The 17,903-nt window shown below is 67.7% G+C and carries 14 protein-coding genes and 1 pseudogene; 6 read left to right on the plus strand and 9 right to left on the minus strand.

Translation table 11 applies throughout. The features are described from left to right. Positions 1–2: 2 nt before the first annotated feature. Complete coding sequence (locus tag PV761_RS14780; protein WP_051628732.1) at positions 3–791, minus strand: amino acid ABC transporter ATP-binding protein; 789 nt, start codon at positions 789–791, stop codon at positions 3–5. A gap of 225 nt (positions 792–1,016) precedes the next feature. On the opposite strand from PV761_RS14780, the gene PV761_RS14785 reads away from it, so the two are divergent. Together PV761_RS14785 and PV761_RS14790 are read left to right on the plus strand one after the other, a co-directional pair. After that, on the plus strand, positions 1,017–1,928 hold the full coding sequence (locus PV761_RS14785; RefSeq protein ID WP_028269762.1) for a LysR family transcriptional regulator: 912 nt from the start codon (positions 1,017–1,019) through the stop codon (positions 1,926–1,928). A 234-nt stretch (positions 1,929–2,162) separates the two neighbouring features. Next, entirely contained in the window at positions 2,163–2,498 is a 336-nt protein-coding gene (locus PV761_RS14790; RefSeq protein WP_347897828.1) for a flavodoxin domain-containing protein, read from the plus strand. Between the two features lie 34 nt (positions 2,499–2,532). Here the strand turns inward: PV761_RS14790 and PV761_RS14795 are convergent, their stop codons facing one another. From PV761_RS14795 to PV761_RS14820, 6 genes are all read right to left on the minus strand, one after another. Next, positions 2,533–3,528 (minus strand): phosphotransferase, encoded by a 996-nt coding sequence (locus PV761_RS14795; RefSeq protein ID WP_028269760.1) that lies wholly within the window; start codon positions 3,526–3,528, stop codon positions 2,533–2,535. Beyond that, positions 3,525–4,559 (minus strand): phosphotransferase, encoded by a 1,035-nt coding sequence (locus PV761_RS14800; protein ID WP_347897830.1) that lies wholly within the window; start codon positions 4,557–4,559, stop codon positions 3,525–3,527. The genes PV761_RS14795 and PV761_RS14800 overlap by 4 nt, the downstream gene beginning before the upstream one ends. Further along, positions 4,556–5,809, minus strand: coding sequence for a phosphotransferase (locus PV761_RS14805; RefSeq protein ID WP_347897832.1), 1,254 nt, complete (start codon positions 5,807–5,809; stop codon positions 4,556–4,558). Before PV761_RS14805 ends, PV761_RS14800 begins: the two co-directional genes overlap by 4 nt. Beyond that, positions 5,806–7,683, minus strand: coding sequence for an ABC transporter ATP-binding protein (locus PV761_RS14810; RefSeq protein WP_347897846.1), 1,878 nt, complete (start codon positions 7,681–7,683; stop codon positions 5,806–5,808). Before PV761_RS14810 ends, PV761_RS14805 begins: the two co-directional genes overlap by 4 nt. Before the next feature lie 131 nt (positions 7,684–7,814). Continuing rightward, on the minus strand, positions 7,815–8,840 hold the full coding sequence (locus tag PV761_RS14815; RefSeq protein WP_347897834.1) for a phosphotransferase: 1,026 nt from the start codon (positions 8,838–8,840) through the stop codon (positions 7,815–7,817). After that, positions 8,837–12,580, minus strand: coding sequence for a glycogen/starch synthase (locus PV761_RS14820; protein ID WP_347897836.1), 3,744 nt, complete (start codon positions 12,578–12,580; stop codon positions 8,837–8,839). The genes PV761_RS14815 and PV761_RS14820 overlap by 4 nt, the downstream gene beginning before the upstream one ends. A 315-nt stretch (positions 12,581–12,895) precedes the next feature. Here PV761_RS14820 and PV761_RS14825 point away from each other — a divergent pair, with 315 nt between their 5' ends. The 3 genes from PV761_RS14825 to PV761_RS14835 all read left to right on the plus strand — a co-directional run bounded on the left by PV761_RS14825 (position 12,896) and on the right by PV761_RS14835 (position 16,262). Continuing rightward, a complete protein-coding gene (locus PV761_RS14825; RefSeq protein ID WP_347897838.1) occupies positions 12,896–13,795 on the plus strand; it encodes a polysaccharide deacetylase family protein in 900 nt (299 codons plus the stop codon). Positions 13,796–14,032: 237 nt separating this feature from the next. Next, positions 14,033–15,124 carry a type I restriction endonuclease gene (locus PV761_RS14830; protein ID WP_028269755.1) on the plus strand — a complete coding sequence of 364 codons (1,092 nt, stop codon included), beginning with the start codon at positions 14,033–14,035 and terminating at the stop codon, positions 15,122–15,124. Between the two features lie 289 nt (positions 15,125–15,413). Further along, positions 15,414–16,262, plus strand: coding sequence for an HAD-IIB family hydrolase (locus PV761_RS14835; RefSeq protein WP_347897840.1), 849 nt, complete (start codon positions 15,414–15,416; stop codon positions 16,260–16,262). A 99-nt stretch (positions 16,263–16,361) separates the two neighbouring features. On the opposite strand, the gene PV761_RS14840 is transcribed toward PV761_RS14835, so the two are convergent. Further along, entirely contained in the window at positions 16,362–17,159 is a 798-nt protein-coding gene (locus PV761_RS14840) for a GPP34 family phosphoprotein (protein WP_347897842.1), read from the minus strand. Between the two features lie 150 nt (positions 17,160–17,309). Between PV761_RS14840 and PV761_RS14845 the strand changes: the two genes are divergently transcribed. Further along, positions 17,310–17,570, plus strand: a complete 261-nt coding sequence (locus PV761_RS14845) for a hypothetical protein (protein WP_028269752.1) — start codon at positions 17,310–17,312, stop codon at positions 17,568–17,570. A 99-nt stretch (positions 17,571–17,669) separates the two neighbouring features. Here PV761_RS14845 and PV761_RS14850 read toward each other — a convergent pair. After that, positions 17,670–17,903: pseudogene (locus tag PV761_RS14850) on the minus strand (endonuclease); the annotation flags it as partial.

The following is a 17,903-nucleotide window of genomic DNA, read 5'->3' on the forward strand; positions in this document are numbered from 1 at the left end:
CGTCACCGGTCCAGCACCGCCCGCAGGAACTTCTTGGTGCGCTCGTGGGTCGGCGCGGTCATGACCTGTTCGCTGGGACCGAGTTCAAGGACTCGCCCGTCCGCCATCACCATGACGCGGTCGGACACGTCGCGGGCGAAGTGCATTTCGTGGGTCACCACGATCATGGTCATTCCCTCGTCCGCGAGGTCCCGCATGACGGCGAGCACCTCGAGGCCGAGCTCGGGATCGAGGGCCGACGTCGGCTCGTCGAAGAGCATCACCTTCGGAGACAGGGCCAGCGCCCGGGCGATCGCGATGCGCTGCTGCTGGCCGCCGGAGAGCCGTGCGGGGTGCTGTTCGCTTTTGGCGGCCAGCCCCACCCGGTTGAGCAGGGAATCTGCGACGGCGTTCGCCTCGTCCCGGCTCCGGCCAAGCACCTTCATCTGGGGAAGGGTGATGTTTTCCCGCACCGTCAGGTGGGGGAAAAGGTTGAAGTTCTGGAAAACCATGCCCGTCACCCGCCGCAGGCGGTCAAGGCAGGCGCGATCGGGACGCCGTGCGCCGGCGTCAACCGTGCTGTCACCGATGGTGATGGTCCCGGCTGTGGGCACCTCCAGGTAGTTCAGGCACCTCAGGAAGGTGCTCTTGCCTGCCCCCGAGGGGCCGATGATCGAGACCACCTCCCCTTCCGTCATCTCGAGATTCACATCATGGAGAACTGCGTGCTTGCCGTAGGACTTGTGCAGGCCGAGGACTTTCACCCCGCCCAAAGTCGGCGGTGACACAGTGCGCTCTGTTGCGAGCTCCATGGCATTGCCCCTTTCGAATTGATCCATAGGTAGAAGCTTTGGAATAGTTAGATGTAAGCAGGATGACCTTTGGATCACAAGACTTTTCATGAAGAATGCATGAAGTTTTTCAAGACGGAAATACACCACTTGTTTGGGTAATGTGCCTGAAACATAGGTGTTAGCTATACAACATGTGCACTGGCCTATAAGCTGAGCCCTTGAGACGGAGAAAGGGCAGGACCCATGACGATCCTTCAGGTCAACTACTTCCTGGCCGCAGCGGCGGCAGGGTCGCTCACGCAGGCAGCCGAGGAACTGGGAATTTCACAGCCCACCCTCTCGGAACAGATCCGCAAGCTTGAGCAGAGTGTCGGCGTCGCACTGTTTACCAGGGCCAAGCAGGGGCTGACGCTGACCGAGGCGGGCCAGCGGTTCCTGCCGCATGCCCGAAAGGTTGCCCGCGACTACACGGCAGCCATGGACTCCGTCGCCGGCATCCGGGACCGGCAGGAAGGAACTGTGGCGTTCGGGATGTTTAACAGCGGGCAGTACGTGCTCTCCGGCCTCATCCCTGCATTCCGCTCCCTCTACCCGAACATCCATGTCCGCGTCATCGGATCCAACTCCGCCCAGGTGGCCGACCTTGTCCGCGCGGGCCGCCTCGAAGCCGGCGTCGTGGCCTTGCCGATTGATGCCCGCGGGCTCACCATGGGCGACGTCCTCTGGTCCTGCGAAGCTGCCTACTTCCACACCAAGCCAGCATTGACCGAACCGGTGACCATCGAAGGGCTCCTGCAGCGCCCGCTGGTCCTTCCGGATTCAGGATGGGCCGAGAACGACCCCACCAGACGCCAGCTGAGCGAGCGCGCCCAGACGATCGGCATGCCTTTCATTCCGGACATCGAAGTTGAGACCGGGGCGGCAGCACTGGCCATCGCAGCCAGCGGCACGGCGGCTGCCGTGGCCTCTGTCCCGGTGGCCGAGGCCCTCGGGTACACCAACCGCCTCAATTACGTGAGCCTGGACCCGCCGCTGATCGAAACGTTCGCCATCATCAGCCGCGATCCCGCAAGCCTGTCACCGGCCACCCAATCCATGATCAAACTCGCCGAGGAGCACATGCGGATGCTCCACCGGCAGTACCAGCCGACCTGACCCGGCTGCTCTGTAACACGGGCGAAACGGCACGGATCGGCAGCGGAAACGTGCGGATCGTAGGCTAGCTCCAACGTCCTGTTATGGGAAACATTTTTGGCTCGGATCTGGGACGACCATTGAGCGGAAATGGGGGATGATCCGTGAAATCACGTTCCGGAAACGTCCAACAGTCGGCCGAATCACGCTCCCAGGATGCTGATCCTCCTGATGACTACACGTTCGTCGGCCCCTATGACACCCAGTGCTACCGGATTCACTGTTTCTGCCACCAGCCGGAATAGCCGGACCCCGTTCCGGGCCTCGGTCAGCCTCGCCGCACACGGTGACACCGAGAACGCCGAGAGCTACGTGGAGAACTTCGAGGCCGAGACGGGGTGGCGGCCGGCCCAGGTGGGTCTGTTCGGCGGGGCACTGCTCTACACGCAGTACGGGTTCATCAAACGCCACGTGATGAAGAAGATCGCCAGCGACAAGGGCACGCTGGACACCGACACGTCGCGCGATTACGTGTACACCGAATGGGACGGCGTGAAGCGGTTCGCGGAGGACTTCCTCGGCACGCTATAGGTTTTTCGGTCTGACTCCCGGCCTCATGCCCGCCTCATGCAAGGACCGCACGGCAGGCCGCCGCCAGGGCGTCCTGGTGCTCGTCCAGCCAGGCGAGCCGGTGGTCTTCCAAACGGATTTTGGCGTGGTCGTTCTCGGACAGGGTTTCCCCGCCGAGGACACGGCTGCGCCGGCCCAGGCCCCGCTTCAGCCGCTTGGCCTCCAGCAGCAGCGGCAGCGCCTCCACCTCGGCTGCCGTGGGCCGCGCCTCCCGTCCGTAGGCCTCGAGCAGTTCGGTGACCCGGCCCAGGTCGAGGGCCACCTTGTGGTCGTCCTCCCCGAGACGGGTGTACACCTTGCCGACGTCGTGAACGGCCACCGCGAGATCGAGGACGCGCACGTCCGGGTGGGCGCTGTCGAAGTCCAGGACCCCCACCACCTCGTCGCCGGCGAAGACCAGGCTGCCGCGCCTGGCCCCGCCGTGCACCACCACCCGGGGAAGGTCCGGCAGCAGGCCGGTCAGTTGGTTGAGTACGTGCACGGTCCGGGCACGCAGCGCCGGCTCCACGTCCTGTTCACCGGCCCGGCTCCGCAGCTCGCTGAGCACAGCCGGCTCGGCAGCCACCGCAGGAAGGTCGGCGACGACGGCGTGGTACCGGGCGAGCGTCCGGCCCAGCGCCCGCACGTGCTCGGCTGAGCCGTCGTCGAAGGGCGTTCCCTCGACGCCGCGGGTAGCGATCCACCACCGGCCGAAGAGCTCGATGTAGTCGGCGCCCGTGCGGGCGGGCACCACCTCCGGGGCCGGGAACCCCCTGTCCCGGAGCAGCCGCATCAGGCGCAACTGCCCCGTGAGCTCGTCCCGCGTCTTGGCCCGGTAGGAACGGCGCAGGTAGTGGACGCCGTCCGCAGCGGCGACGCGGAGGTGCTCGTTCTTGCCTCCCGGAAGGGGGCTGACCGAGATCCACCCGCCCAGGGGCCACAATCCCTCGAGCTCGGCCACAGGCAGCGCCTGACCGGCACGGTCCAGCACGCTGCCTTCCGCCGGCGTCATGCTCCCGCCCGTCCCTCTGCCACCCGTTCGAACTCATTGACGTAGAGGCGGTACTGGGTGTCGTCGCGGTCGCGCCAGTCCGCATCCCCGGTCTTGATCTCGCGGTTGAGGCTGTGGAAGATGTAGCGAGCCCAGTGGAAGCGCAGGTTGACCAGCCGGTCGCCGTGCGTCGCCTCCCGGTAGGCGGCGAGGAACGCGGCGCATGGCTCGTCGGCCCGGCTGATGTCGCCGGTGGCCGAGTACACGCCCTGGCGCATCCTGTGCAGGAACTCCGCCACGTCGCGCGCGGGGTCGGCCGGTGCGCTGCGGTCCAGGTCGATGACGGTGACAACGTCGTCGGTCAGGAAAACGTGGATCGGCCGGAACTGTCCGTGGCTCTGGGACTGGATGCCGTCCACGGTGTCCCGGGCCAGGCCGTCCAGGCGTTCGAGCATGCCCAGGGCCGCGTCGACATAACCCGGGCTGGCCACGGCCACTTTGGCCAGGCGCTTGGCCAGGCTCGTCAGCTCTCCAGTCACCAGGAGGGAATGCGCAGTCCCGATCCGCAGGTCCAGGCCATGCAGGCGGGCCAACCACGACGCCGCACGGGCGGCGGCCGCTGCCAGCTCGGCGCTGTCCGCGCCGAACAGCGTGGACAGCGGCTCACCCGGCGCTCCCCTGCACAGCAGGATCTTCTCGTCTCCGTACCAGGCCAGCGGCTCGACGGCCTGGTACGCCGAGCCGTGCCCCAGCCCGGCATTGCGCAGGGCCTGCAGCTTCGCGTGCACGGCGGGACCGTCCTCGAAGGGGAAGAGCTTGGCGAACACGGGACCGCCGTCGTCGAGTTCTATCTGCACCGTGGCGGCCCCGGTGCCGTCCAGTTGGATCACGTTCGTTGCCCATGACCCGCCACCGGCCGCGGAGCCGAGGTGCGGGCGGACATACCGGTCCAGGAATTCCGGGCTTCGTACCTGTTCGGCACGCAGGACCTGCTGCTCCTTCACCTGATGGCTTTGGGCATGGATCTGCGTGCGGCTGAGCGTGGGGTTCATGCGTCCTCCGTAATGGTGAAAGGGTTGTCCATGAGCAGGCGGATGCAGGAGGCCTCGCGGTCCATGATCCGCGCGAATTTGGCGGCGTCCTGGGTTTGCCGGGGAATCAGCGCCTGCTTGGTCAGCAGGTTCTCGCACTTCTTGACCACCACCATCAGCCGCTGGGCCTGGAAAACGTCCGGCATGGCCGCCAGGTCCGACTCCGCGAGCGGGGCATGGCTGCGGTAGTGGTGGAGGAAGGTCCGGCAGCGGTCCGGGTCCAGGCCGAACCCGGCGCGGCGGATCGGGCCGTTGAAGCAGAACGACCTCAAGGCATACGCCAGATCCAGGCCCAGCAGCTCCTGTGCGGACCGGTCGAAGTCCAGCACTGCGCTGAGCCGGCCCTCGTCCATGAGAACGGCCGACTGGCCGTACGAACCGTGGATCACCATGGAGGTCAGGTCCTTCTGGCGCCCCCCGAGCCCCACGTTCAGCTGCTCCATCCGGTCAGCCAGGTACCGGGCGTCCTCGCGCAGTGCGGCACCGGCATCGGCGTCCAGCAGCGACGCCATGACCTCGACGGCGGCGTACAGCTTCTCCTGCCCCACCTGTCCGAGGGTGGCCAGGCCGGAGGAGCGTTCCCTGTATCCCGGCATCGACAGCTCCGACACGATCGCGTGATAGCGCCCGAGTCCCCGCGCCACCTCCACCAGCTGGGCGGCGTCGCCGGGATCGTAGGCGCGGCCGGGCATCAGCCGCGTGACCATGTGCAGGATGCCCTCCACCTGTACCGAGATGGAGCCGTCGCGTGTCCGCTCCACGGGCGGGGCCGGGTAGCCGTGTCCGCGGAGGTGGTCGATGAGGGCGCATTCGAACTCCGCCCCCGCCACGGTCTTCAGGTTGTGCGAGCGGCGGAGCACCACATCGCCGGCGTCCGTGCGGACGAACCAGCTCAGGTTCGAGCTGCCGTGGTCGGTGCGGCGCCACGCGCGCCAGCGGCCGAGGCCGTAGGCCTCCTCCAGGGCCGGGAACAGCGCCGACTCGTCGACCGCAGTCACGGGCAGCCGGCCGCCCTGGCGGGGCACCGAACTGCGCAGCACCAGCAGCCGGTCCGCCTGGACGGCGGCCTGGTCCCCGCCGTCGGAAATACCGCTGTCGGACATGCCGCCGTCGGATATGCCGCCGTCCATGGCGGGCAGGACGCCGTCGGTGGATCCGGTGGTGAGGAACGCGAGGTCGCTCGCTGCCGCCCGGACACTGGGCTCGGTCATGGGAGGGCTCCCTTCAAATCGGTGGCGGGATAGTTGGCGTCGACGTCGAACGACGACGCCGCGTGGCGCCCGTAGTCGGCGGCGTCGCCGTGCAGCGCGGGCCCGGTGCCGGTGCTCCCCTGGCGTGTGATCCCCTGGAGGAGGCACATCTCCGCGTAGAGGCCGCCCGCGGCGATGAGCCGGCTGTGGGTACCGCGTTCCACCACGCGTCCGTCCTCGATGACCACAATCTCGTCCGCCGCCATGGCCGCCGCCATCCGGTGCGTGATGATCACGGTGGTCCGGCCGGAGCTGACGTGCCGGAGTGCGCGGAGCACGGCGTGCTCGGAATGGGCGTCCAGGCCCGTGGTCGGCTCGTCGAGCACCAGGATCGGGCAGCCCTGCAGGACGGCGCGCGCCAGTGCCAGCCGCTGCCGCTGCCCGCCGGACAGGGTCGCCCCGCGCTCGGCCAGCACGGTGTTGTAGCCGTGGGGCAGTGCCTGCACGAAGTCGTGCGCCTGGGCCGTGCGGGCGGCGTGCTCCACCTCCTCCGCGGAGGCGTCCGGACGCGCGTACGCAATGTTCTCCCGCACGGAGGCACGGAACAGCAGGGCCTCCTGCGTGACCAGTCCGATCTGGGTGTGGAGGCTCTCGCCGGTCAGGTCGCGCAGGTCCTCGTCGTCCAGCAGGACCCTGCCGCTTGTGGGATCCTGCAGCCGGCACAGCAACGCGGCAATCGTCGACTTTCCCGCCCCGGTTGGCCCGACGATCGCGAGGGTGCTGCCCACCGGTACGTTCAGGTCGACGTCGCACAGGACGGGGCGGTCGGTGCTGTAGGAGAATCCGACGGCGTCAAGGCTCAGTCGCCGCCGTGGCGGGCTGGCCGTGCGGGCACCGGGCTTGTCCTGCACCTCCGGGCGGCGGCCGAGGGTATCGGCAATGCGGGCCGCGCGGACGCCGGCCCGGGTCAGCTGGGCCGGCAGCTTGGAGAGCGCCCGGGTGGGGCCGAAGAAGTCACGCAGGTACGCCGTGAAAATCACCAGGTCGCCCGGTGTGAGGGCGCCCGAGAGCACGCGCTGGGCGCCCAGCCAGACCAGGGCCGTGGTGGCAACGGCCACCACCGCGTCCACCGCGGCACCGAAGGCGGCGCTGGTGCGCGCGGAGCGGAGCACAGCCGCAACGGAGGCATCGGAACGGGTCCGGAAGCGGCGGGACTCGTGTTCCTCCCGGCCGGTTGCCTTCACCAGCTTGACCGCCACCAGCGACTCCTGCGCCATCGCCGCCAAGTCCCCTTCGATCTCCCGCGAGTTCTCCTCCACGGCCCGGATGCGGGCGCGGAAGCTGGAGACGGTGAGCAGGAGCATGGGCAGCACCAGCAGCAGCGCCAGGCTGAGTTGCCAGTCCAGGATGAGCAGCACGCCGGCCATGCCGGCCAGTGTGAGCACGTTGGTGGCGGCGTCCACGAACGTGACGGTGAGCAGCGCGCGCACCTTGTCAACGTCCCCGGTGAGGCGTGTGGTGAGCTCACCGGTGGGGGTCCGCTCGTGGTAGCTCAGGGGCAGCCGCTGCAGATGGTCGTACAGCTTGGTGCGGATAGCGGCGGAGACGCGTTCGCCGACGACGGTCAGTGTGTAGCTCCGTGCGGCGCTGATCAGTGAGTCCAGGAGGGTGATGACGACGAGCGCCCCGACGATGAGGACGAGGACGCGCTGCACGTCCTGTCCGCCCGGGGCGCCGGCCGGCAGCAGCACTTCGTCGAAGAGGTACTTCAGCGGCCACGGCTTGAGCAGGGCGACGCCGGCACTGGCGGCGGCCAGCAACCCTGCCAGTACGCAACCCGGCCATTGGGGCCGCAGGAAAGGACCGAAAGTCCGGAGGATGACGCCGGCGCGCATCACCGGCACGGACCCACTGCGCTGGCGCCGCCGGCGCTCTGCCCTGTCGGGGCGCTCAGGCCTGTCGGGGCGCTCCGCGCGGTCGGGGCGCTCCGCCTTGTCGGGATACGTGCCCCCGGTGCCGGATACCCTCACCGGTAGCCTCCCGCTGCGGCGGCTTCCACAGCCGCTTCCCAGGCGTCGAGCCAGTCCGGCACGAACGAGGTGTCCGCCACCGGCCGGACCACCAGGCGGTAGAACAGCACCTCGGCGAAGGTGCGGGCCACGTAGGCGGGTGTGGAACGGACGGCACCGGCGTCGCCGCTGCTGTCCGAGTAAGCGTCCAGGAACGCCCCCACCCAGGGCAGGGCGGCTGCCAGGTCCCCGTGCCGGGCGGCACCCATGGTCAGGGTCTGCCCGATGAAGTGTCCGAGGTCCCGCGCGGCGGGGGCCCACGCCGCACGGTCGAAGTCGATGACCACGAAGCGGTCCGGGTCCAGGTGGATGTTCTTGGGCTGGAAGTCCCCGTGGGTCACCACCCGGGTGCCGCCGGCGCCGGCCAGGCCCTCCAGGGTCCCGGCCGTGAGTTCGTCCAGGCGGGCGGCCTGCTGCGGCATGAGCCCGGCGAGCGCCGTACCGTACTCCGCGAGCTTGAGCCGCTCGAAGTCCTCCGCCAGGTCTGGCACCTGCACGTCCCGGATGCCGTGCAGGCTTGCGAGCCAGTGCCCGGCCCGCCCGGCCTGGGGCGCGGCGGGCCCCGGGTCGCCGTCCAGGAACGAGTGCAGGGTGGTGGCGGGTGCTTCCTCCTGGGCGAGGAGCTGACGGGCGGGGTCGAAGCCGTACGGTGCGGGAACCCCGAGCTCGGTGGCGTCGAGGCCCGCCTGGTGCAGGCTGCTCAGCAACCGCCAGGCCTCCTCCCCGCCGCCCGCGCGGTAGCTCTTTCCGATCACGGCCAGCGGAGCCGAGGGGCCGGTCCCGGAGTCGACGGTGACTGTCCATCGGACCACCGGCCGGCTCCGGGACGCGTGAACCACCGACCGTGTGAGCACCTGGACCCGGCCCGGGGCCAGTGCATCCAGTGGTGGCGGCGACACAAGCAAAGACTCGGCTACGGCGAGCCGCTCGGCCCGGCGGGCATCGGAGGCCGTGGGCGCGACGGCGGCCGCACGGGTGATCATCGCGGGCCTCCCGCTGTTTTGTGGGCAGCCAGGTTGCGGGCCAGGTTGCGGGAAGCCAAGCCGTGGGTTGTCAGCCCGCGGGCGGCCGGGTCGTGGGCAACCGGATCGTGGGCAACCGGGTCGTGGGCAACCAGGCTGTGGGCGCCCGCGTTGTGCCCGGCCGAAGTGTGGGCAGCCAGGCCGTGGAGCCGTTCCCGCCCCGCCTCCAGCGCCCGCTGCGCCGTGTCGTCGTCGACCTCTCCCACTCCGATGAGCAGGTGGAAGGACCGCGCCTCGGCGCGCACGCGGACGAGGACGCCGTGTCCGGGTTCCGGCCCGGAGGGGTCCCGCCAGGCGGTGTCCTCGTCGCCGGCGAGGGCGACCCACACCTCCGCGCCGCGGTTGCGGGCGCCCCGCCAGCTGCGTCCTCCGCAACGCTGCAGCTCTGCCGTGCCGTGGCGGAGCAGCCGGTAGTAGTCCGGCGACAGGCAGGTCTCAACGGTGATCCCGGGCGCTGCCGCGGGGAGCTCGTAGGCCACCAGCAGTGCGGGGCTCACGTCATCGAGGAGAATCCGTTTGCGGAGCCCGTGCAGCGGGCTGTCCTGCTGCACGTTGGTCAGCTCCACCTGGACCGATCCGTCGCCGGCGTGGATGGTCACCTCATGGCGGTCGTGGACACCCCCGGCGTCGGCGAGCGCACCGGGGTGGTTGGCCGGGACGTCCATGTAGCTGTTCATCTCCTGTTGCTTGTTCCAGTCGTCGGTCGGGTTCCCGATCACCAGCATGCCGCCGTCCGGGCCGCGGCATGCCAGGTAGACCAGGCGGCCGCCGCACTCCGGGGACAGCACCGCGAACAGGTGCTCGCTCCTGAGGACCAGTTCCTCCGCGCCGTCCTCGTCGAGGTCCACCAGTTCCGCACCAAGCTCGCGGGCAGGGCTGCCGAACCACCGGGCCGCGGCAGCCAGCACGCCGGCGGCGCGCCCGTGGCTTGCCAGCGCCTTGGCCCAGGCGGCCGGCTCCCGCTCCGGCTGGTCCGTGTCGTGCCACGCAGTCTCGTATCCCGAGGCCAGCAGGTGTTTCCAGGCCAGTGCGGTCAGCCGGGGTTCCGCGCCCGCGCTCTCAGCGCCGGCCACGGCGCGGCGGGCCCGGGCGAGGTGCTGCTGGTAGGGGGCCCAGGCCGTGTCCTGGTCCCAGCCGCTGTAGTCCTCTCCCGCGTGCCAGTCCTGGGCCAGTTCCACGAAGGTGCCGCGCTCCACGACGCGGACGCCGGGGGTCCGCCGGCGCTGGCGGAGCCATGACGGCAGGTCAACGGGGATGAGGTTGGGCTGGGTGGCCAGCCAGCGCAGGAATTCCTCGTAGCGTCCCAGGGCGCTGGGGTGCCACGGGCCCACGCCGGCGCTCTTCTCCATGTCATCCGCGTACACCAGGATCGTGTCGTCGCCCGGAGCCGTGGGGAGTTCGGCCGTGCGGGACAGGCTGCGCCAGTGGCTCCGGTCGTCCGGCGGAAGCCAGTACCGCAGCCGGGTGGACATCGGCACCACCTGCAGGCCACTGCCGCCATCGATGCAGTAAGGGCGCAGCGCGTCGGCCGGAGGAGGGCTGTCCTGATCGGCGCCGTCGAAGTCGGCCCTGTCGCTGCTCCCGTGGGAGCCGTCGGTGGGATACAGCAGCCTGTCGTCGAGGAGGACGTACCGGTAGCCGCCGTTGGGCAGCGTGGGGTCGGTCAGGAGTCCGGCCAGGCGGCTGGTGTCCCATACCCGTTCGGGGATCCAGCAGATTTCGAGGTCCTCCGGGGCACACTTCAGGTGCTGCCGGTAGAGCCAGAACAGCTCCTTGAGCTGGCGCCGGTTGTACTCCGGGTCGAAGGCGGTGAGGATGTTTTCGGAGTAGGTTCCACCCACCAGCGAGAGAAGGCCGACGTCGCGCAGCCGGCGGACCTCGGCGAGGAACCAGGGGTGGTGCCAGGCGGCCGCTTCCACCATGGTCCCGGACAAGTGGAGCGTGACCGGCGTGCGGTATTTTTCGTGCAGCCGCAGCAGCGCCGCGTACCCGTTCACCAGCGAGGTCAGGCCTTCCCGGTCACGGTAGCCGTCGGTGACCAGGAACTGGTTGGCGTGGTGGACGATCGCCAGGGGCAGCGGTGCCGGCCGCGGCCGCTGCCGGGGCAGCGGGATCCTGGTCGAGGCGGTGCCCGGGACGACGTTTGGGACGCCGTCGTTTGGGACGCCGTCGTTCCCAACGACAGTGGCGCTGCCCGGGACGACGACGGCGGCGCCGCGCCGCGAGCGCACGGCCTCGTCGTACAGGGCGACGTATTCATTTGCGGGCGCCTGCCAGGAGAAATCCGCCCCCATCGCCCGCGTCTGCAGGCGCCGCCACTCAGGCTTGCGGCGGTAGACCGCTATGGCGTTGTCGACGGCGGACAGCATCGACGCGACGCGGCGCTGGACGAAGGCGAAACCCAGCCCCGTGGCAGGGTCCTCGGTGTAGTCCTTCACGGTGTCCGCGAGCCCACCGGTCCGGCGGACCACCGGGATGGTGCCGTAGCGCAGGGCGATCAGCGGGGTCAGCCCGCAGGGCTCAAAGACGGACGGCGCCAGGAAGAGGTCCGAGCCCGCGTAGACCTGCCGGGCCAGGGATTCCTGCGAGGTCGGGTGGAACGCCACGTGGCCCGAGAGCCGGCGCGCCGCGGCATGGAGCTCCCGTTGATACCGGGGCGCCCCCTCGCCCATCACTACCACTTGGGCTCCCCGGTCCACGAACTGGTCCAGGGCCGAGGACAGCAGGCCCACGCCCTTCTGCGACACCAGCCGGGCCACCATGCCGAAGAGCGGCCGGTCCGGCGCGTCCTCCAGGTTGCTGATCCGCTGCAGGACTTCCTTGTTCGCGCGCTTGCCGAGGACGAACGAGCCGTTGTAGCGGGTGTCGATCCAGGGGTCCCGTTCGGGGCTGAACTCCTCGTAGTCGACGCCGTTGAGGATGCCCCGTGCGGTGTCTCCGCGGGTGCGCAGCAGCTGGTCCATGCCTGCGCCCTGCGCCAGGGTGAGGATCTCCTGCATGTAGCGGGGACTGACGGTGTTGACCTGGTCTGCGAAGGTGACGCCCCGCTCCAGCAGGCTTCCTGCCGGCGGCAGCCCAATCAGCTGGTCGGTGGCGGCCCCCACCGGCCCCTGGTAGGCGATGTTGTGGATCGTGAAGATGATGCCGGTGCGGTCCAGGGCGAGCCGGTGGGGTCCCTGCCGGGCTTCCTGGGCCACCAGCCCGCAGTGCCAGTCGTTGCAGTGGATGATGTCGGGACGCCAGGCGTCCTGCGCCGCGAGAGTTGCTATTGCCTTGGAGAACAGGACGAACGGCATGACGTCGTCGTCCTGGTAGCTGTAGGGGACCTCCCGGTCGAACCATCCGGGCAGTCCGATGGTGAAGACCTCCACTCCACGGAGCGGCGGCAGCCGCCGGACCACCACACGCTCGGCCACCGGGCCGAGCGGGACGTCGAACGTCAGTACAGGCGTTCCGCCGATCCCCCGGTACGCCGGAATCACCAGGCGGACGTCGAAGCCCAGTTCAGCCAGCCTCTTCGGCAGCGCAATGCTGACGTCGGCCAGCCCGCCCACCTTCACGAACGGGTACGCTTCCGCGCTGGCAAAAAGGATCCGCTGCGGCCGTGGTGCCGGGATGCCGGCGGACACCGTCGGGGCAGGGTTCAATGGCGCCCGGCGGACCTGCCAGGGACGGTCCGCGGACGGGCTTTGTCCTTCCATGCCCACCCCCTGTGTTCCCACTTAGGCTTTTCCGGCGCCAGCCGCTTCGTTTCTTCAGCTTGGCCGAGAACCATGAGGCGCACATGAAGGGATCATGAAGGAATCTTCATGAAAGCGCTGTCTGTTGAGAGCGGGCGGGATTGCGGGCTGACAGGCCTTTGGGCTCCCCGCACAACGGCCGACGGCGGGACTTCCCGCCGTCGTCCGTTTGTGTTAAGCGGCGCTTCCTCGTTGTTCGTTATCGGCTGTTATGGTTCGGGGTGCCAACACCAAGCTGCTGGCACCCGCCGCCAGGAAGAACAGAGGGACCCCGGCATGCCTGCAGATGGCCCGCGCCACCGCAAATTTCTGACCAGCCGTCGCGCGTTCCTGCTTACGGCGGCTGCCATTTCGCTTGCGGGCTGCGCTGCCAACACCCCCGAGGCCGGGACAGCCGACGAGGTGGCAGCCAACGCTGTGGCGGCTCCGCCTACTCCCGTTGTTGCTGCGGCAGCCCAGGCGCCCGCCCCTGTGGCCCCGGGAAGAGACAGTATTGTTTCCTCGTTCTCGGGCCGGCCTCCGAACTCCTGGGGGCTCCAACTCCCCGGAACGGCGACCAGGCTCGCCGCCGGTGCCCAAGGCGTGGCCCTGACGTTTGACTGCTGCGGAGGACCCGGCGGAAACGGCGTGGACCAGGCCCTCATTGATGTGCTCAGGCACACTCGGACACCGGCAACGTTCTTCCTCAACTCCCGATGGATCCAAGCCAACCCTGGAACCGCGAAGTCGTTGGCAGAAGATCCGCTGTTCGAAATCGGAAACCACGGTACGCGGCACGTTCCTCTGTCTGTTTCCGGACGCGCCGCATATGGAGTTCCTGGCACGTCCAGCCCGGCGGAAGTTTACGACGAGATAATGCTCAACCAGGAGGCCTTGCACCGCCTCACCGGCACCGCTCCCCGGTATTTCCGGCCCGGCACCGCCTACTTCGACGATGTTGCCGTGGCCATTGTCCGGGAACTCGGCCTGGTCCCGGTGTCCTTCAGCATCAACGGCGACGGCGGCGCCACCTACCCCATGCCCGTAGTTCTCCGCGAGGTGTCCGCCGCGAAACCTGGCGACGTCATCATCGCGCATGCCAACCACCCAAACGGCGGAACCGCGTCGGGGATCACGCGCGCACTGCCCATCCTGCGCGCCGCGGGACTCGAACCCGTCCGGCTCGCAGTCACCTGATTTCGGTCAAACAAAGACTGGCCCCGTGGTGGAAATCAATATCGGCCCTTCAGGAATAAGATTCTGCGTGTGCCCCCCCGTGACGCTGGAACCCAACCAGCTTTCCTGCCTCGAGGCAGACATCGAGGCCGCCAATCAGGAGTGATGCAGGACTAGGGACATCTAGATTCCGCGACTTCCTCAAATTGTCGCGGCGCTGCGCTACCGTTGCACCACCATCATTTCTTAGGGGGACAATTGGAGTTTGCAGAAAAGCTTTCAGCGTTGGCAGCAAAGGTGCGCCAGCAGCGGGGTGTGATCCAAACGGAAGAAGCAACAAAGAATGCCTTTGTGATGCCCTTCATTTCCACAATTCTTGGCTACGACGTCTTCAATCCCATGGAAGTCGTTCCGGAGTTCATCGCGGATGTCGGACTTAAGAAGGGCGAAAAGATCGACTACGCGATCGTCAAAGACGGCGAAGTGCAGATCCTGATCGAGTGCAAGAAGTCCACGGAGCCGGTCAAGATCGAACACGCATCGCAGCTGTTCCGGTACTTTGCCGTCACTAACGCCAGGATCGCAATCCTCACCAACGGCGAGGTGTACCAGTTCTTCACTGACCTCGATGCGCCGAACCGCATGGACGCCAAGCCGTTCTTGGTACTCGATTTGAACGATATCGACGAGTCGCTCATTCCGGAACTTCAGAAACTGTCCAAAGACATCTTTGACCTCGATTCGATCATCAGCGCCGCTGGCGAACTGAAATACATCGGCGAACTCAAAAGGACACTCGCGGCACAGTTCAAGGAACCGGAAGACGAATGGGTCAAGTTCCTCACGGGCCGCGTATATCCGGGCCCTTATACGCAGAAAGTGCGTGAGCAGTTCACCGCTTTGGTGGCTAAAGCGTCCAAGCAGTTCCTGAACGACCAAGTGAACGAGCGTCTGAAGAAAGCCCTCGGCGCCCCGGGCTTCCCCCAGAATGACGACCCTGCCGCCGCCGCCAGTGTAACCAGTGCACCTGTGGCCGAAGCAGACCTGGCCGAGGCGGACGGGCTGGAAACGACGCTCGAGGAAATCGAGGGTTACCAGATTGTCCGGGCCATCGTCTGCAGCGAAGTGAAGCCGGCTCGCGTAGTACAGAGGGACGCCAAGTCGTATTTTGCGGTGCTGCTAGACGACAACAACCGCAAGCCAATCGCGCGCTTGCACTTCAACCGCACCCAGAAGTACATCGGAATCTTCGACGACAACAAGGAAGAGACTCGGGTGCCCATCGGCTCGCTGGAAGAGATCTATGAGCACACAGAGGCCCTGCGCGCGAGCGTCAAGAGCTACCTGTGAGTGCCGCCGCCTCCGACCTGGATCTCCTCCTGACCGCCATCGCGGCCGTGCCGACGCCCTGGAAGAAGTGGCCTGGCGGTTATCCGGACCGTTTGTAGGCTCCGTTTAGATCAAATGCCCTGAACCCCAGAGCAGGAAGCGGCAGTCGACGGCGGGAAGTCCCGCCGTCGACCGTTTCAGTTTGGTACCGCTCCCCTGCAGCGTCGAGCGCGGAATAGTTGGACTGAGTCGCTGCGGCAGCCGGGCGCCGGTTAGCTCGGGATGTTGCGCATGGGTATGATCCGGGATCATGAGCACAACGCCGAGTACCGCTGGAACTGTCCGGGCCGTCTTCCTTGACGTGGACGGCACCTACGCGGACTACAGCGTCGTCCCCGAGGGCCACATGCGCGCGGTCCAGGCCGCGCGGAAGGCAGGACACCGGGTCTTCCTATGCACCGGACGCCCGGTCTCAATGTTGCCCAAAAGCATTCTCGCCGCGGGTTTCGACGGCCTCGTGGCCAGTGCCGGCGCCTACGCCGAGGTGGCCGGGACGGTGCTGATGGACCGGCGGTTCCCGGCCAACCTTGCGGCCAGGACGGTCCGGGCACTCGACGCGCACGACGCCGTCTACATCCTGGAAGCCCAGGAGGCGCTGCACGTGCCGCCCGCTGCGCTGGAGCGGTTGCGGGTGATTCTTGACGCCCATTTCGAGCAGGCACCCGGAGGCCCGGTAGGTTCGTCCGACATCCTCCGCGCGGTGCACCCCACCTCGAATGGTGCCGACGTGCAGTTCTCCAAGGTGTCCGTGTTTGACTCCCCCGTGGCCATGGAGGACCTGGTCGGGGAAATTGGCGGGGCCATTGCCGTGGTCGCGAATTCGGTGGCTGACGAGGGCCGGCACGCGGGGGAACTGTACCAGCGCGGGATCAGCAAGGCCGACGGCGTCGCGGCCGTCATTGCCCATCTGGGCATCGCCCGCGAAGACACGATTGCGGCCGGCGACGGCGCGAACGATCTGGAGATGATCGCCTTCGCAGGAATCGGCATCGCCATCGAAGGATCGCTCCCGGAGCTGGTGGCACTCGCCGACCTGACGGCCGCTCCTCCCCGGCAGGAAGGGCTCGTTGCCGCCTTCGCGGAGCTCGGCCTCATCTGATCCGGCGGGTAGGGGCCAGAGCACGAACAGGCAATGTTCTAGCGGTCGACGGCGGGACCTCCCGCCGTCGAACGTCAACCGTCGGAGCCGTTCCCGGCATCACAAGGTTGCAGCCTCTTCCTCCGCCAACCTGATCAGGCGAAGTTCGTCTTCCACCGCACGGGACGGCCAATAGCTCCTCGCCAGCTCGTTGGCCCGGCTTCGGTCAGCCTCCGGGAAGAGCTTGCCGAACAGTCCGGCCGCCTGAAGCAGTGCGATCAGTGCTGTGGTCCTGGCATCGGGCGCCTGGGCACCAGGCTTCGCGGGAGCGGGTGCCGCGGCACCGGGTGCCTTGGCCTCGGCCGCGCCCGAGTCCCCTGCCGCCGAGTCCGATGCCGCGGTATCAACCGCTTCGGCTTCAGCGTCGGTCACTTTGGACGCAGACGCCTCGGGATCGGACAATGCACCAGTGAGGGTGGCCTGGATCTTTTTCAGCAGCGCTTCCTCCGGTGCGTGGTCCTTCTCGGGGTACCGCACGGCCCGGAAGCGGCCCAGATGCTTTTCGCCGACATGTTCCACGATGCCCCGCGACGCCATCCCCTCATAGATGCGCCGCACTTCGGCCCGGCCCTCCAGTATGGCGACCCACGCCTTGGGAGTGTGGGGCCGGGACTTGCCGCGGATGAGTTCCAGCTCCTGCAGGAAGTCCGTCCTGGGGGCGGCGTCTGTAGCCCTGATGTGCTTCCCCTGCAGTTCGATAGCACCGAGCAGGGCCAGCTCGGCCAATATTGCCCCTGCCGTAGTGGTTCTGAGCGCGAACACGGGCACTTCAGGTTTGCCGTCTTTGTCGTTTGTAGCTAGAAGCAGGAAGGCCTGGGGAAGGCTCAGTTCCACCGCTTTTGGTGTTTCAGCATCCATAGCATCATGGTGGCCCTGTTGGGCAGCCACCACAATGAGGAATTGCTACCGCCGCATTCGACGCCGTGGTACGTTCACGATGATCAGGATGTCCCATGCGGCCCCTATCCAGCCCGGCTCCTGGCGCAAACCCAGAAAGCGGAGGCAACGATGCCAACTCTATTGGTCTTCCACGAGGTCGACGATGTTGAGCACTGGCTCAGCTCACCAAAGCGAGAAGAAGTATTCGGGCCGCTGGGCATCACGGTTCGAACGTTCAGCGACCCGGCGAAGAGCCAGCGTGTGGGCCTGATCGTCCAGGTCCCGGACATGGAAACATTCCAGCGAATCATGGAGTCCGAAACGACAGCCGACGCAATGAAATTCGACGGCGTCCGTCCGGAAACAATCCTGGTTCTCGTCGAGTCCTAGGCGGACCGCCCCGGATCGGGAACGCAGCCAGGCGCGGCGGCGCCTTTGGGTGGCCGCCGCAGTCGACGGCGGCCGGGGCAGGCAGGACAGGCATCGATCCTAGGCCGCGATGAAGAGCTCCCAGTCAGGGAAGGGATCCATCGGTAATGGTGGCCCCGTCTCGCCGGGACCGGCGGCACCGGCAAGTCCGTCCGGCCCTGTGGGCGGTTCCCACTCCGGATCTTCGCCATCTTCGCCCGCGATGCCGGGGTGGTCGGGCCAGTGGGGTGGTTCCCAGTCCTGTTGTTCGCTGGGATATGAGCGTCCCGAAGGTGAGATCCAGCCGGGCGGCTG

Origin of the sequence: Arthrobacter sp. CC3 (assembly GCF_039907775.1) — a bacterium.
In the GTDB taxonomy this organism is placed as follows: Bacteria; Actinomycetota; Actinomycetes; order Actinomycetales; family Micrococcaceae; genus Arthrobacter.